The sequence below is a fragment of the Paenibacillus sp. IHB B 3084 genome, from assembly GCF_001447315.1.
GTDB lineage: Bacteria > Bacillota > Bacilli > Paenibacillales > Paenibacillaceae > Paenibacillus.
The window spans coordinates 2975600-2991366 of sequence record NZ_CP013203.1; the positions used below are offsets into that span (position 1 = coordinate 2975600).

Sequence of the window (15767 nt, forward strand, 5' to 3'; positions counted from 1 at the left end):
GTACTGCTTGGCCGCGCATAAGTGAATACGGGCTATTTGAGTTATCTTCGAAGATTCCTGATTCATCCTTGCGGAGCTTGCGAATCCGGCCGTGAAGAAAAAGGCAGGGGAATAAACCCTGCCTAATTCGTGCTGGCGCTGAGTAAAAAAGACTCCAGCTCAGCTCGTGTCGGATAGCCGTCCATGTCTCCGGCTGACATGACCGCCAGTGCGCCAAGGGCGTTCCCGCGTTTGACCGCTTCGGCCAGGGACGAGCCCTCCAGCAGCGCGCTGATGACGCCTGCGGCAAAGCCGTCGCCCGCCCCGACGGTATCGACGACATGCTCCACGCGGAAACGTTTGACATATCCTTCTGCATCGGCGGATTTATAATACGCGCCTTCCGTTCCCAGCTTGATGATGACCAGCGAAGTACCACGGTCAAGGTAGAAGGAAGCGATATCCTCTGGTGAGGTGTAGCCTGTCAATATTTTACCTTCATGAATGCCCGGCAGAAGCCAGTCGCAACCCTCAGATGCCTCGTTAATCGCCTCCACCATTGTTTGCGTATCAGGCCATAACTTGGGTCTGAGGTTCGGATCAAAGGATACGGTTTTCCCTGCCTTTTTCATAAACTGCCGCGCATGTCGGGCGAAGTCACGACACTCAGGGGAAAGGGCGACAGAAATACCTGTAAAGTGCAGATGGCGTGCTCCGGCAAAGTATGCCTCGTTAAAATCGGCGATACTTAATGTGGAAGCGGCAGAGTGTCTGCGAAAATATTCGACCTCCGGGTCTCCGCTTGTGACTTTGGATTTAATCAGCATCCCGGTGGAGTGGTTTTTGGTAAACATGACGTTCTGGGTGTCGATCCCCTCCTGACGCAGCGCCCCGGCAATGAACCTGCCGAATGCATCCTCGCCTAGTTTGGTCACGAGTCCCGCCCGCAGTCCCAACCGCGCCAAACCGGACGAAACATTCGTCTCCGCCCCGGCCAGCGCTTTGGTGAACGAACGCACCTCATCCAGAGAGCCTGCCTCATTGGCATAAAACATGGCCATCGGTTCTCCGAAGGTAACAGCATCCAATGTTGCGGTCATTCTAAATTCCTCCTTTGTTTAGTAAACTAAATCTGTAAGCGTATGCACCAACTGAATAAATTGAAATTATCACATAAATCGGTTTTTCACAATGAGGAAGTTGATATATTTGCTAAAAACTTTTTGGATAATGTAGATAAAAAATATGATTTTGTTTATCAAAAGGTAGAAAGAGTGTAAAAGTTCGTGAATATTAAGGATTTTTCAAGGAATAGTGAAGATTTGGGTTGACACCCTCTTAGATAATAATTACAATTCTAGCTAAGAAGTAGAGTTAGAAACCGCTTTTATAACGATTCCGTTGATAAAAAAGTTTACCTAAACAGGAGGAATGTTTTTATGGAAATGCGTTATTCAACTCATCCCGAACATGCCAAACATTTTACGACTGAAGAGTTGCGTCAGCACTATTTGATACAGGAGCTGTTTGTGCCTGAGAAAGTTAAGCTGGTCTATACGCATGAAGATCGTGTCATTATCGGGGGCATTTATCCCGTGAATAAATCCGTTGCGCTGGAAGGCAACGATCAAATCAAGGCGGAAACCTTTTTGGAGCGCCGGGAACTGGGCATTTTTAATGTTGGCGGCAGCGGTACTGTAAAGGTAGACGGTGAAACCTATGAGTTGAACACGAAAGACTGTCTCTACGTAGGCAGAGGGGGCAAGGAGTTGATCTTTGAAAGCGATTCCAGCTCAAAACCTGCAAAATTTTACATTGTCTCGGCGCTGGCTCATACCACGTATCCGACAACGAAGCAGTCTTTTGCCGATGTACCGTCTGAAAGTCTGGGTGCGCAGGAAACCGCCAATAACCGCACCTTGCGCCGCTTTATCCATGATGAAGGCATTCAGAGCTGTCAACTGGTTATGGGGATGACGACACTGGAAAACGGCAGCGTATGGAACTCCATGCCGACACATGTGCATGACCGTCGTATGGAAGTGTATTTCTACTTTGAGCTGGATGAGAACGCCAGAATGTTCCACCTGATGGGTGAGCCGAACGAGACGCGCCATCTGGTGATGAAGAACGATGAAGCGGTTATTTCGCCACCTTGGTCTATTCACTGTGGTGCGGCTACTGGCAGCTATACCTTCATTTGGGGCATGGCCGGTGAAAATAAAACGTACAAAGACATGGATCAGGTAGCCATGAGTGAGTTGCGTTAATCCGGCATATTGGAGCGGGGTACTTGCAAGCGGCTACTGGAACATAGCCATCCCATCGTGGAAAGGATCAGGAAAATGACGAAAAAGAAAGTTTTGGAGCATATCACTTCGGTTGGGGTTGTCGCGGTCATTCGGGGAAACACAGCGGAGGAAGCATACCAAATGTCCAAAGCCTGTATTGAAGGCGGTTTGGATAATATTGAGCTTACGTTTACCACGCCGGATGCGGATCAGGTGATTCGCAGATTGAGAGATGAATTTAAGGACCGGGCAGTGATTGGTGCAGGAACCGTACTAGAAGCGCTGACAGCCAGAATTGCTATTTTGGCTGGAGCGGAGTTCGTGGTGAGCCCTTCTTTTGAAGAAGAAACGGCGAAACTGTGTAATTTGTACGCGATTCCCTATATGCCAGGTTGCATGACGCTGAATGAGATCAAGGAAGCGATGAAGCTGGGCAGTGATATTGTGAAGCTGTTCCCCGGCAGTGCAATGGGTGCGGATTTTGTTAAGGCGGTCAAAGGGCCAATGCCTCATGTGCAGATTATGCCAACGGGCGGCGTGGATCTGGATAATATGGAAACATGGCTGCGCAACGGAAGTGTCGCGGTGGGTATCGGGGGCAACCTGACGGCCCCGGCCAAGGAAGGCCGCTACGATCTGATCACAGAAAACGCTGCGCGTTATGTAGCTAAATATAAGGAAATTCGTGCAGCGCTGTAGGATTCATTAGAGGTATATATTTTAAACTAAAATATGATGGAGGCGTGGACATGGGTCTGGACAATTTTTCATTGGATTTTTTCAGTCTGAAAGGTAAAACGGCTATTGTAACGGGAGGCAACAGTGGTTTGGGTCAGGGCTATTCAGTAGCTCTAGCCAAAGCGGGCGCTGACCTGTTCATTGTAGCTAACAATGATGATTATGAAGAAACAAGACGTTTGCTGGAACCTACAGGTGTGAAGGTTGTCTTTCATGAGGCGGATCTGACGCAAAGAGAATCTATTACAAAGATTGTAGAAGAAGGCGTCAAGGCATTCGGTAAAATCGATATTCTCGTAAATAACGCAGGTACGATCCGTCGCGCTCCTTTGCTGGAGTACAAAGATGAGGATTGGGACGCTGTAATGGAAATCAACCTGAATGCCGTCTATCACCTGAGTCAGGAAGTGGCAAAGGTGATGGTTGAGCAAAAAAGCGGGAAAATTATCAATGTTGCTTCCATGCTTGCTTTTCAGGGTGGAAAGTTCGTTCCGCCGTATACAGCAAGTAAGCACGCAGTCGCTGGCTTGACCAAGGCGTTTGCCAACGAGCTGGCGGTTCATAACGTTCAGATTAATGCGATTGCCCCTGGTTATATTGCTACGGCGAACACAGCTCCAATCCGTGCAGATGAGAGCCGCAATCAGGAAATCTTGTCGCGTATTCCTGCGGGACGCTGGGGTGATCCGTCCGATTTGATGGGGGTAGTTGTTTTCCTCGCAAGTCAGGGCTCCGATTACATGAACGGTCATATTTTGGCAGTGGATGGCGGCTGGCTGGTACGTTAAGCGGCACTGGATGCATCTAAATCATGGACCGAAAGCTGCCTCAAAAGGAAAGCATCCTTTCAGGCAGCTTTTGTTTGTAGTTGTACGCTGAATTGAAGATTTGAAGGCCACGCTTATCCGTCCTATGCATATGACATAAATGCCATTATAATTTAATGAGATAGAAATTGCTCAGGCTCCAGCCGTACACTCGGTTGGAGCCTTTGAGCATAACACAGATAGATTGGAGAATGGAGAGATGAGTTCACAGCAACACCAACGAGCTTTGGTATACAAATCCTTGTGGCATGCCGGTCCTTGGGTTCTTGCCGCAGGGATCATTTTGGTAGGTGCCAATCTGCGCGCCTCGATTACCTCGGTGGGACCTCTTATCGGTTTGATTAAGGATTCTTTGCATATTTCGAATACACTGAGTGGTCTATTAACGACATTACCGCTGCTTGCTTTTGCACTGTTGTCGCCTTTTGTAGCTAATCTGTCGCGCCGCTTCGGGTCGCCTCTTATTATTTTTGCGGCATTGCTGCTCTTGACCGCAGGTATTGTGGTGCGCTCCACATTGGGAGTGACTGCCTTATTTACCGGGACAGCCATGCTGGGACTGGCTATTGCAGTGTGTAATGTTTTGCTGCCCAGTCTAATCAAAGAGGAGTTTCCTCGCAACAGCGGACTGATGACCGGCGTATATTCAGTATCTATGAATGTGGTTGCTGCAACGGCGTCCGGATTGAGCGTGCCTTTGGCTCTAAACGGAGGTTTGGGCTGGCGCGGTTCTTTGGGGATATGGAGCATTGTGGGTGTAGTAGGTATTCTACTGTGGGTGCCCCAGCTTCTCAAGACGCGCAAAACAGTCAATAAGGCGGTGGTGTCCGCCCGAACCGTGAATGTGTATAAATCGTCTTTGGCCTGGAAGGTGACGCTGTTTATGGGGTTGCAATCTGCCCTGTTCTACGTCCCTGCCGCATGGTTTCCCGAGATGATGGTTGGACAGGGTATGGATTCGGAGACTGCGGGATGGATGCTGTCCGTTATGCAATTTTCGCAAATGCCGTTTACTTTTATTGTGCCTATTTTGGCTGCACGGGTGAAAGATCAGCGGGTATTGGTTCTGATTATGGCTGCGCTGTATTTTATCGGTCTGGGTGGATTTCTGCTGGGGGCTACGCAGTGGAGTGTGATTTGGGTCATTTGTATCGGTATAGCGGGTGGTTTTGCTTTCCCGTTGGTGATGATGTTCTTTAATTTGCGGACGCGGACACCGCAGCAGGCAGCAGAGCTGTCTGGTATGGCGCAATCCTTTGGTTATTTGCTAGCAGCGACAGGGCCGACGCTGTTCGGTTATTTACATGATGCAACACAAGGCTGGACAATTCCGCTGCTTCTACTCTTGTGTCTGAGCGTTTTGCTCATGTTTACAGGGCTGGGTGCAGCCAAGAAACGATATGTCGGAGGCGAGGTGGATGATCAGGCTACAATTTGATGCAGACGGCTATAGTGTAATCTGTAGTGCAGATCGTGTTATGTTGTTGGCTAAAGAGTTTGCGCTACTGCGCTTCCTATACGATAACCGGAATCAGGTGTTCACCCGGGAACAACTGCTGGATCGTGTGTGGCCGCTGGAGTATCCGGTGGAGCGCACGGTGGATGATCATATCTATAGATTGCGCAAAAAGCTAAAGCCATGGAATGCTCTTCGTATTCATACAGTCCGGGGGTATGGCTACAGCTTGACCCTTACTGGCGTGCAACGACAGAACCATCCGTCCCTGCGCGATCAGGAGGTACAAGACGCTGTCCACGGACTGTTACGGAAATACCAATTGCTGGGACAGGGCAATTCCATCGTGGCGCTGGCTGCTCAGCAGGAGCAGATGGGATTCGAATTGTCTCCTTTTTATCAGATGTATACCCGGTTTGTGCAGGCCGATATATTGTGGTTTTTGGAACGGGAGGACTTTTCTCCTGAAGATAGACTTTACTGGATGTTACTGCTATATATAGGTACAGCAGGGGTAACGGATCAGAAGCTTGCTCTATGTGAGCAGGCGCTTTCCAGTGGATTACTATCCGCCGAGCAGGAGCGGGAATTGCGTATTCTCAACATCCTGGAGGCTTATGTGGAGAATGGACAACCTGAACGCGCACTGGAGAGACTTCCGCTGGCTTTTGCAGTGATGGAGCGGGATGAGCTGGACAAATTTGTGATGCCTGTTGCGCTGATGGAGATGTACATGCATCTGACCGCCAACCGTATGGAGGAGGCTAGGGTACTATCCGTTCGATTGGAAGGGATGCTATCTGAGGCTCCATATTTGCGGGAGCTGGGACGTTATCGGATGATGCAGGGATTCATGCTATTGCTTACCGGGGGAGTGAACGAGGCCGAGCGGCTACTGGATGAGGGGCTGGATACGCTTGGTATGGCTAAACAGGAGTTGCTTAAAATCAAGGCGGTCTGTCAAATCTGCGGTTTTTTGAAGTGTTATGGTGGCTTTCCTTCATTGGAAAAGAAATATACGGCTCAATATGAACGGCTTGATCGGGACAATGGCTTAACGTTACATGGTGCGACGCTGGGGCTTTGGTTGGAGCGAACCTTTTCTGCGATCTGATGTTTTTCGCTGTCTGATTTTCCTCTGATATAGGCCCGCTAGAATGTTTTTATTGCTACTAATGTAGAAAATGAAAGCAGGGTGAATAGAAATGAAGGAAAAGAAAGAATCAGAATCCACGCCTAGCATTTGGCGCAACGGCCGTTTTCGGCGGATGTTTGCGGCGCACACGGCTGCTTCCTTTGGCGATTGGTTTGATGCCATCGCCATTCAGGTGCTCGTCGCTTACCGCTGGGAAGCCGATCCCATGCTAATTGCGCTGATTCCGGTAGTGATGGCGCTACCGGGTCTGCTGCTCGGCTCTATCGCAGGTACGTTAGCCGACCGGGTGCATAAGGCCCGGCTGATGATTGGCTGCGATGCAGCTATTGCCTTGCTGACGCTGGCGATTCTCGCTGTTCCGGGCCCGGCGTGGCTGTTGCCTCTGCTGGGTCTGCGTGCGGCGGCTGGCGTATTCCAAATGCCATCACAGCAAGGCTTGACCCGCACCGTAGTCGCCAGCGGCGACCTGTTTCAGGCGACCTCGCTGAATGGGCTGGTCAATCAGGCTTCCAAAGTGGCGGGGCCATTATTGGGCGCCATGACCTTGGCTGTGCTGTCGCCCCAAGCCTGCATTATCCTCAATGCGCTGCTGCGCCTGTGCTCCGGCCTGGTGCTGTGGCCGCTGCGCGGAATCGGCCCCGCCCTCGACAGCGTAGAGCAGCATACGACTACTGCTGTGCAACAAGGAAAGCCGGATTCGCCAAGCGAGGCTGAGGCTGATGAAGCCGAGCATCGGAAGGAGCGCGTCGGCGCGTCCCGTTTTTTCAGCCAATGGCGCGAGGGCTGGGCGTTCCTATGGCGCAGCCGAATGCTTTTGCATACGCTTGTGTTCGGACTTTTCGGCATGATCGCCATTCTCATGATTGACTACCAGTTTCCGACACTGCTGCGAGTGCTCGCCCCGGGTAACGAATCGCTGCTCGGCTGGCTGGTTTCAGCCATAGGTGCTGGTGCCGTCGGATGCATGCTTGTGCTTAATCGCTTGAATCGCATAAGCGCAGGCTGGGGGCTCGGTGGAGGTTATGTGCTGGTTGGTGGAGCTATTGCCGCTTTAGGCTGGGCGCAACCGGGGACAGGATTACCCGTACTGCTTATGATTGGGGCCATGCTAGGCGTGGGCAACGGCCTGTACATCATCACCCAGAATTACATATTACAAGCCGGAACTCCGGCCGATATGGTGGGGCGCGTCTTCGGTATCCAAAGTACCGTGACCGGAGCTATTATGATCGTCTCACCGCTTATCGGGGGTGTAATGATTCGCATAGCCGGAGCAGGAACTACCTTTGTTTGGATTGGGGTGACGATTGGGGCTTTGGGTTTAGTCGGACTCATGCTTCAATCCGTCATTTGGCGCGAGTCACCTGCTGATTTCAACAATTCTGCTGTGAAAAATGCCGACCCTGCACAGTAGTTGGTTTCCAAATTTCGTAACTGCACATTTTTAGAATAGGAGGATGATTATGACTCAAAAATCTTTGCCCACAACACCAGTGGCACGGTTACTGGAAGGATCGCGGGTGTATCTGCGTCCGATTCACGTGGAGGACACCGAACTGTACTATAATACGTTGTTTGATCAGGACGTGAGGAGGATGACGGGTACGCAGCGCAGCTTTACCAAGGATCAAATTGGGCGTTATATTGAATCCAAAGGGCAGGATACCTCCAGCCTGCTGCTAATCATTGCCCTTCAGGAAGATGATCGTATCATCGGTGACATTGCTCTTCAGGATATGGACAGCCTGAACCGCAGTGCCAACATCCGCATTGCCATTAATGAACAGGAGAATCAGGGAAAAGGCTACGGCACTGAGGCGCTTGTGCTAATGCTGGATTACGGATTCGGTATCTGTAATCTGCATCGAATTGAGTTGAACGTGTATGATTTTAATGAACGGGCCATCCGTTGCTATGAAAAAATAGGCTTCCAACGTGAAGGCGTGCAACGGGATGCTTTATTTTATAATCATCAATACCATGACTCCATTCTGATGAGTATGCTGTCCTCTGAATACCGTGTCCGCTATGTAGAAAAAGCAGAGAACTGATTCAAAACGTTTACAGCGGTTTAATGAAAAGGTATAATCAAGATATAATTTGCGAACTTATGTAGGTTACTGAAAGACAACATAAAATGACAATGAATTACCGGAGGAGCCTGTCACCAAGGCTCCTCTTTGTCTTTTTTTAAGGGGATCTGTAATTACAGGTTCCTTTTTTGTTGTGTTCAGGGCACGTCAGCACATATTTTGCGCAAAGTTTTAGCATTTTATCAATACTAGATGTCTACCATTTGATGATTAAAGGAGGTATATGAGCCATGCAATTTATATTGTATCTTTTGCTGATTCTGCTGTTTACTAAAGTGGCTGGTGATCTGTCGGTAAGGCTCGGTCAGCCTTCGGTGCTAGGGAAGCTGATTGCTGGTATTGTACTCGGTCCGGCGGTATTGGGGTGGGTTCAGGACAATACACTTATTCATGATATGTCTGAAATCGGAGTGCTGCTGCTGATGTTCATTGCCGGGCTGGAGACGGATCTGGATCAGCTTCGTCGTAACTGGAAACCTGCGGTAGCGGTAGCAGTTGGGGGAATTATTCTTCCGTTGATCTGCGGTTTTGGAGTCGGGGAAGCCTTTGGATTTTCGGTGCATGAAGGATGGTTTCTCGGTGTTGTCCTGAGCGCCACTTCCGTCAGCATTACGGTGCAGGTGCTAAAGGATATGAACAAGCTTAACACCCGGGAAGGCTCGACGATTTTGGGTGCAGCGGTGCTGGATGATGTACTTGTCGTGGTGTTGCTTGCAGTGATGATGAGTGTATTCGGGGTAGGAGGGGGAACATCTCTGGGGCTTCTCGTCGGCAAAAAGCTTCTTTTCTTTGTCGTCGCTATATTGGGAGGTTGGTTTGTGGTTCCCTGGATCATGAAAATACTGGCTCCGCTCAAGGTGACAGAGGCCACCATTACCGCTGCTTTGATCATCTGCTTCGGGTTTGCATATTTTGCAGATATGTTGGGTATGGCGGGCATTATCGGAGCCTTCGCTGCCGGGATTGCCATTTCGCAAACGAGCTTTAAGCATGTCGTAGAAGAAAAAGTGGAGCCTATCGCTTATTCCATCTTTGTCCCTGTGTTTTTTGTCAGCATTGGATTAAATGTTTCTTTCGAAGGAGTAGGGCAGCAGATCGGATTTGTCGTTGCTTTGACACTGGTTGCAATGGTTACGAAGTTGATCGGTGGCGGAATCGGGGCACGTTTGACAGGCTTTAATAACCGTTCTTCGCTCGCGATTGGCTCCGGTATGATATCTCGCGGCGAAGTCGCGCTCATTATCGCAGCTACCGGGCTGCAAACGGGTCTGCTGGCACAGCAATATTTTACATCCGTCATTATTGTTGTCATTCTGACGACTCTGGCTGCACCTCCGATCCTCAAGCTATGCTTTAGCGATAAGAAGTCTCCCGGCCGTGCAGAAGAAGGAAGCTGAGGCCTGACAGCATTGACAGCATCCTTAAGTTATACCTAAAAGACCCTGCGGGTTCATATTCTCACAGTGTGCATGGAAAGTCCGATTTGTAGCAAAACCGGACTTTCCATGACATATGGGACATGACCGAAGGGTCTTTTTATCATACGTATATGTCGGATTAAGTGCAGGAATTAGGACTCGGATACCACGGTGAAGCGTTGGTTCAGGTGTTGTGGTTTCTCGATTTCGTCAATTACAGCCACCGCATAATCTTCATAGCTGACATAGCTTGCGCCTTTGGAATTGGCTTGCAGCACATCTTTGCCAATTTTATAAGAGCCGGTGCGTTTGCCGAGAGCAAATTCAGCGGAAGGACTAATGAAAGTCCAGTTCAGATCGCTGGTTCCACGCAAAATTTCCAGGTTCTTTCCTTGATTATTAGCCGTTGGGTATACGAAATCAGGGAAACCAGGCGTGTCTTTTACCAACAAGGTTTGGGACTCATCTGTGAACAGGCTGCCTGCACCGCCCACAACAATCAGGCGAGTACCGGACACATTACGCAGTGCTTCAATCAGAACGTTACCTGCATCTACATGCAGATGCTCTTGACCGAGTGGAGCAGCAAAAGCGTTAACGACAACGTCAAAGCCTTTCAGATCGTCTGTTTTCAGATCGAAAACGTCTTTTTGTACCACAGTCGCACGGCTGTCTGTTACTTTGGCAGAGTCGCGAACGATCGCCGTTACCTCATGCCCTCTGTCCAATGCCTCTTTAACTATGTTGCCTCCTGCTTTACCACCTGCACCAATAACTGCAATTTTCATAATGAATAACCTCCTATAAATGTTATTTAGATTACTAGTTTGATCATGGGTTTGCCCTGTTCATTCACGAACTCAGATATGTAACTATTATAGTTACAAAATATAATGAAAGTCAAGCCCTTGAGTTGGGCATCCTAAAGCCATCAGATTAAAAAGAAATGATCTTGTTTAAGTATATAAGGTGAAGCTGAATGAGCCTAGATAAGTAACTTTGGATAGATAAAAACAACAGACAGGAAAGGAAGAGTAAACCGATATGAGTAAAAAGGTACAGCTTGAACCCGCAGCGCAGAAGTTCGCAGACGATAACGCCAAGCCTCCGTTTCTGTACGATTTGGGCCCTGAAAAGGGACGTGAAACGGTCAATGAGGTCCAATCCGGTCCGGCAGACAAGCCTGCCGCAGACGTGGAAGACTTGTCTATTTCCGGCGGCCCAAGCGGGGAGGTCAAGGTCCGGATTGTTCGTCCACAACAGGTGACAGGGAACCTCCCGGTTATTGTATACATCCACGGGGCAGGATGGGTATTCGGTAATGCCCATACGCATGATCGTCTGATCCGTGAACTGGCCGTGGGTGCGCAGGCAGCGGTTGTATTCCCGGAATACAGCTTGTCACCTGAAGCCAAATATCCGACGGCAATTGAGGAAATCTACGCGGTCGTTCAGTGGGTGGCTCAGCATGGACGCGAGCATGGGCTGAAGCATGATACGCTGACGGTAGCTGGAGACAGCGTCGGTGGTAACATGACCGCAGCCGTAACGCTGCTTGCCAAGGAACGCAGCGGCCCTGCTATCCGACAGCAGTTGTTGTTCTATCCGGTGACAGACGCTTCTTTTGACACGGAATCGTATCATGAATTCGCCACAGGGTATTTCCTGAGCCGAGAAGGGATGCAATGGTTCTGGGATCAATACACGACAGATCCCAATGAACGGGCACAGATTACGGCATCTCCGCTGCGGGCAACGACCGAACAGCTCAAGGGGCTGCCGCCAGCATTGGTCATCACAGGCGAGGCTGACGTGCTGCGGGATGAAGGGGAAGCTTACGCGAACAAGCTGCGTGAGGCCGGGGTGGATGTGACCGCAGCCCGCTTTCAGGGCATCATTCACGATTTCGTAATGCTAAACCCGCTATCGGAAACCGCAGCCAAGCGCGGGGCGATTGCGCTGGCTACCTCATGGCTGCGCCAAGGGTTTGAGGGCTAGTGCAATATAAAGCTTTTCAAAGGCACTGACATATGATGTGGTCTATTTCTGTTAAGGACTGAGGCTGTTTTCCCGAAGGATTTACTTTCGGGAGGACAGCTTTTTATATATGCCTAAAATGAAACCGCTTCACGTTCATTGAACAGAGTGATAATATAAAATTTGAAAGATTTGACCGACATTTTAGCCTAGGGATTTAAGGGGGATATCCATGCCATTTCAGGGACAACGCATTTTGCCTGCTGCCAAGCACATGAAGCAATTGGAGGGCATTTTGGACAGCTCCTATGAGTACGCGGTTTTTCTGGATACGCATGTAGCGCAGCTACGCAGCCTGTATCAGTTGGCACGGAGCCGCAACAAGCAGATGCTTTTGCATGCCGATCTGGTACAGGGCTTGAAGAATGATGAATATGCCGCTGAATATTTGTGTCAGGAGATTAAGCCGTTCGGTATTATTTCGACTCGATCCGGCGTGATTGCGACCGCCAAAAAGAAGGGGATTCTCGCTGTGCAACGGGTATTTATGCTGGATACGATTGCGCTGGAGAAAAGCTACGCACTGGTGGAAAAAACGCGACCCGATTATATCGAGGTGCTGCCTGGCGTTGTTCCCCCCATGATTACAGAGGTCAGTGAACGCACGGGTATTCCCATTTTGGCAGGAGGGCTGATTCGTACCCCGGAGGATGTGGAAGCGGCTCTCGCCGCGGGAGCTACAGCGGTTACAACATCCAATAAACAGCTTTTTGAGCATTATAGGCAATAGCTAATAACCCCTTTTCATCGTGTACGGTGTGTGCTACGATATGGATAAGTTAATACTCGTCAGGAGACTTGGAGAGACCATGAACCGCTCGGCATGTGCCGCAGCGATGTTCGTGGTCTTTTTTTGTATCTTTTGATGACTGGGTTGGCAGATCGCATCGTGAATATATACAAAGCTGGAGGGATAGATGATGGGAGAACAGGGATTTGCTGCGCAGGAGAGAACGGCTGTTTTGGAGCGTATGGGGCGTGAGCATTTTGATATTTTAATTATTGGCGGCGGCATTACTGGAGCCGGAATTGCACTGGATGCCGCGGATCGCGGTTTGAAGACGGCGCTGGTGGAAATGCAGGATTTTGCAGCAGGCACGTCCAGTCGCTCTACCAAGCTGGTGCATGGTGGTCTTCGATATTTGAAGCAGTTTGAGGTTAAGATGGTAGCCGAGGTCGGGAAGGAGCGAGCGATTGTATTCGAAAACGGCCCGCATGTGACCACGCCGGAACGTATGCTGCTTCCATTTCACAAGGGGGGCACGTTCAACGCGTTTACCACTTCTGTCGGACTGCTGGTGTATGATTTTCTCGCCGGGGTTAAGCATAGCGAACGCCGCCGGATGCTGAATATTCGGGCCACGCTGGAGCGGGAGCCTTTGCTGAAGCGGGAAGGACTGAAGGGAAGCGGCAGCTATGTGGAGTACCGTACGGACGATGCTCGCCTGACGATTGAGGTCATGAAGGAGGCCGTGGCGCGAGGGGCTCTGGCTGTAAACTACGCCAAGGCCGACAAGCTGCTGTATGATGACGGACGAATCAGCGGCGCAAGCGTAACGGATCGGGTAACGGGGCAGTCTCATGAAATCCGGGCTTCGCTGGTTATTAACGCCGCCGGACCGTGGGTGGATACGCTGCGGGAGATGGACCGGTCCAAAGAAGGCAAGGTGCTTCGCCTGACCAAAGGTGTCCATCTGGTGTTCGATGCCAAGCGATTCCCGCTCAGACAGGCCGTTTATTTTGATACACCGGATGGACGGATGGTATTCGCCATTCCCCGTGACGGGAAAACGTACGCGGGTACGACCGACACGGTATATGAAGGGGATACAGCTCATCCCCGAATGACCACCGATGACCGGACCTATGTACTTCAAGCGATCAACGGCATGTTCCCTGAGGTGAAGCTGTCCGTCAAGGATGTGGAATCGAGCTGGGCAGGTGTGCGGCCGCTCATTTATGAGGACGGCAAAAGCCCTTCGGAAATTTCACGCAAGGATGAAATTTGGGAATCCCGCTCGGGCCTGATCACGATTGCGGGCGGCAAGCTGACAGGCTACCGGAAAATGTCCGAGCTGGTTGTAGACCGCGCGGTACGGGAGCTGGGCCGCTTGCATGGACAGAGCTTCCGGGCATGCCGCACCAGGCACATCCCGATCTCGGGCGGCAACGTAGGCGGCTCCGCCGATTGGGAAGCCTTCGTGAGCGGGCAAGCGGTAGCGGGTGCTGCGCTCGGGTTGCCGCCAGAAACCGCAAGGGCGTGGGCCACCCGATACGGCTCCAATGCGGAGCGGCTGTTTGCCATAGCGGCACGCGGCATGAAGGAGGCCAGCGAGACGGAAGCCGCGCTGCCCGTGGAAGTGCGTGTCCCGCTCCTGTATGCCATGGAGCAGGAAATGACGGTGACACCGTCTGATTTTTTCATACGCCGAACCGGGGCGTTGTTCTTTCAGATTGACGGGGTGAAGCGCTGGAAGCAGCCTGTCATTGCGCTAATGTCTGAGCAAGCAGGCTGGAGCGCCGCGCAAGAGCGCCAATATGCAGCAGAGCTGGACGCTTATTTACGTGAAGCTGTGACACCTGTTGAGGCAGATGAGAAATCCGGCGCTGTTAAAGCGATTTGATTGCATGAAAGATGAGGGGGCCTTGCTCCCGAATAGGCGAAGAACCCCCGTCCCACTACAGCTAGTGGAACGGAGGTTCTTTGTTTGTATATGAAGAACTCACAGCATCAAGTGGAACAGGAGCGGCGCAGCCGCCAAGGTAAAGAGAGCGGCGAGCACCATAGAGATGCTGGAAATAGTGCCCGTCAGCGAACTGAACTCGAACGCTTTGGAAGTACCCGTACCATGAGCCCCGGTACCGAGCAAGACACCGCGCGAAACTTCATTTTCGATACGGAACAGCTTAACGATCATCGGACCGATGATGAGGCCGCTCAATCCGGTCAAAATAACGAACACAGCCGTGACTGTCGGATTACCGCCAATGGTTTGAGAAACATTCATGGCAATCGGTGTCGTAATGGAGCGAGGAATCAGGCTGCTCATCAGCGAGGAATCCAGATGCATCCATTTGGCGAGTACCATGGAGGATACTACGGCTACGACTGAACCGGACAGCACGCTAAGTACGATTTGAGCCGCATGTTTTTTCAGCACAGGGAAATATCGGTATAAAGGGACGGCAAATGCAATCGTGGCTGGCTGGAGCAGCATGGAGAGCAAATGGGCACCCGAGTTATAGGAACGGTAATTTACACCCGAAAGCGTTAAAATTAAAATAATAATGATCGGTGTAATGAGTAGTGGAGACATATACACCTTGGGCAGTGTGCGGTACATGCGTTTGGCCATCCAGTAAATAGCGAGCGTCAACACAATACATAGAAGACCGGTCATGATGATTTGTGCTCCTTTCGTTTGCCGAGCAGACTGGCGATCATGCCCGTACAGGCCATCACGAGAAAGGTACCGAGCAGTACGACCAGCATAATGCTCATACCATCGTGCTCCAGCATCGGCCAATAATTCATAACGCCGACAGCGGAGGGAATAAAGAATAATAGCAGCTCGGCTAGCAGCCAGTTTGCGCCGATCTCAATCCAGCTTAGGCGGATCACGCCCGTTTGCAGCAGAATAAAGAGAATCAGCATGCCGATAATGCTACCGGGTACAGGCAGGTGGAGCCAGGAGACCATCGCGTTCAGGATGAGCGAAAAGGCCATCAGGACGGCAATCTGGAGGACACCGCGTATGAAGCTTTTCATATA

Annotated in this window: 15 protein-coding genes; 11 read left to right on the plus strand and 4 right to left on the minus strand. The window is 50.6% G+C overall.

Going from position 1 to position 15767, the window contains the following annotated elements; translation table 11 throughout:
• Positions 1–122: 122 nt before the first annotated feature.
• Positions 123–1079, minus strand: coding sequence for a sugar kinase (locus tag ASL14_RS13965; protein ID WP_134912030.1), 957 nt, complete (start codon positions 1077–1079; stop codon positions 123–125).
• A 339-nt stretch (positions 1080–1418) separates the two neighbouring features.
• On the opposite strand from ASL14_RS13965, the gene kduI reads away from it, so the two are divergent.
• The 8 genes from kduI (at position 1419) to ASL14_RS14005 (ending at position 9937) form a co-directional block, all read left to right on the plus strand.
• Positions 1419–2249 carry a 5-dehydro-4-deoxy-D-glucuronate isomerase gene (kduI, locus tag ASL14_RS13970; RefSeq protein WP_134912031.1) on the plus strand — a complete coding sequence of 277 codons (831 nt, stop codon included), beginning with the start codon at positions 1419–1421 and terminating at the stop codon, positions 2247–2249.
• A gap of 75 nt (positions 2250–2324) precedes the next feature.
• Positions 2325–2969, plus strand: coding sequence for a bifunctional 2-keto-4-hydroxyglutarate aldolase/2-keto-3-deoxy-6-phosphogluconate aldolase (locus ASL14_RS13975; protein WP_134912032.1), 645 nt, complete (start codon positions 2325–2327; stop codon positions 2967–2969).
• 50 nt (positions 2970–3019) lie between these two features.
• Entirely contained in the window at positions 3020–3796 is a 777-nt protein-coding gene (kduD, locus tag ASL14_RS13980) for a 2-dehydro-3-deoxy-D-gluconate 5-dehydrogenase KduD (RefSeq protein WP_044644320.1), read from the plus strand.
• A 238-nt stretch (positions 3797–4034) separates the two neighbouring features.
• Positions 4035–5273, plus strand: coding sequence for a CynX/NimT family MFS transporter (locus tag ASL14_RS13985; RefSeq protein WP_134912033.1), 1239 nt, complete (start codon positions 4035–4037; stop codon positions 5271–5273).
• Entirely contained in the window at positions 5254–6405 is a 1152-nt protein-coding gene (locus ASL14_RS13990; protein ID WP_134912034.1) for a winged helix-turn-helix domain-containing protein, read from the plus strand. Before ASL14_RS13985 ends, ASL14_RS13990 begins: the two co-directional genes overlap by 20 nt.
• 91 nt (positions 6406–6496) lie before the next feature.
• Positions 6497–7861 carry an MFS transporter gene (locus ASL14_RS13995; protein WP_134912035.1) on the plus strand — a complete coding sequence of 455 codons (1365 nt, stop codon included), beginning with the start codon at positions 6497–6499 and terminating at the stop codon, positions 7859–7861.
• Positions 7862–7910: 49 nt separating this feature from the next.
• Positions 7911–8498, plus strand: coding sequence for a GNAT family N-acetyltransferase (locus ASL14_RS14000; RefSeq protein WP_189338159.1), 588 nt, complete (start codon positions 7911–7913; stop codon positions 8496–8498).
• A 272-nt stretch (positions 8499–8770) separates the two neighbouring features.
• Complete coding sequence (locus ASL14_RS14005) at positions 8771–9937, plus strand: cation:proton antiporter (RefSeq protein WP_134912036.1); 1167 nt, start codon at positions 8771–8773, stop codon at positions 9935–9937.
• A gap of 173 nt (positions 9938–10110) precedes the next feature.
• On the opposite strand, the gene ASL14_RS14010 is transcribed toward ASL14_RS14005, so the two are convergent.
• Positions 10111–10746, minus strand: a complete 636-nt coding sequence (locus ASL14_RS14010; RefSeq protein ID WP_134912037.1) for an NAD(P)-dependent oxidoreductase — start codon at positions 10744–10746, stop codon at positions 10111–10113.
• Positions 10747–11002: 256 nt separating this feature from the next.
• Between ASL14_RS14010 and ASL14_RS14015 the strand changes: the two genes are divergently transcribed.
• The 3 genes from ASL14_RS14015 to ASL14_RS14025 all read left to right on the plus strand — a co-directional run bounded on the left by ASL14_RS14015 (position 11003) and on the right by ASL14_RS14025 (position 14619).
• Positions 11003–11956: an alpha/beta hydrolase gene (locus ASL14_RS14015; protein ID WP_134912038.1), complete on the plus strand. Its 954-nt coding sequence runs from the start codon at positions 11003–11005 to the stop codon at positions 11954–11956.
• 211 nt (positions 11957–12167) lie between these two features.
• Complete coding sequence (locus tag ASL14_RS14020; RefSeq protein ID WP_134912039.1) at positions 12168–12725, plus strand: glycerol-3-phosphate responsive antiterminator; 558 nt, start codon at positions 12168–12170, stop codon at positions 12723–12725.
• Between the two features lie 190 nt (positions 12726–12915).
• Positions 12916–14619, plus strand: a complete 1704-nt coding sequence (locus tag ASL14_RS14025) for a glycerol-3-phosphate dehydrogenase/oxidase (protein WP_134914547.1) — start codon at positions 12916–12918, stop codon at positions 14617–14619.
• Positions 14620–14718: 99 nt separating this feature from the next.
• On the opposite strand, the gene ASL14_RS14030 is transcribed toward ASL14_RS14025, so the two are convergent.
• Both ASL14_RS14030 and ASL14_RS14035 read right to left on the minus strand, forming a co-directional pair.
• Positions 14719–15396 (minus strand): CidB/LrgB family autolysis modulator, encoded by a 678-nt coding sequence (locus ASL14_RS14030; protein ID WP_134912040.1) that lies wholly within the window; start codon positions 15394–15396, stop codon positions 14719–14721.
• Positions 15393–15764 (minus strand): CidA/LrgA family protein, encoded by a 372-nt coding sequence (locus ASL14_RS14035; protein ID WP_025683925.1) that lies wholly within the window; start codon positions 15762–15764, stop codon positions 15393–15395. Before ASL14_RS14035 ends, ASL14_RS14030 begins: the two co-directional genes overlap by 4 nt.
• Positions 15765–15767 lie beyond the last annotated feature (3 nt).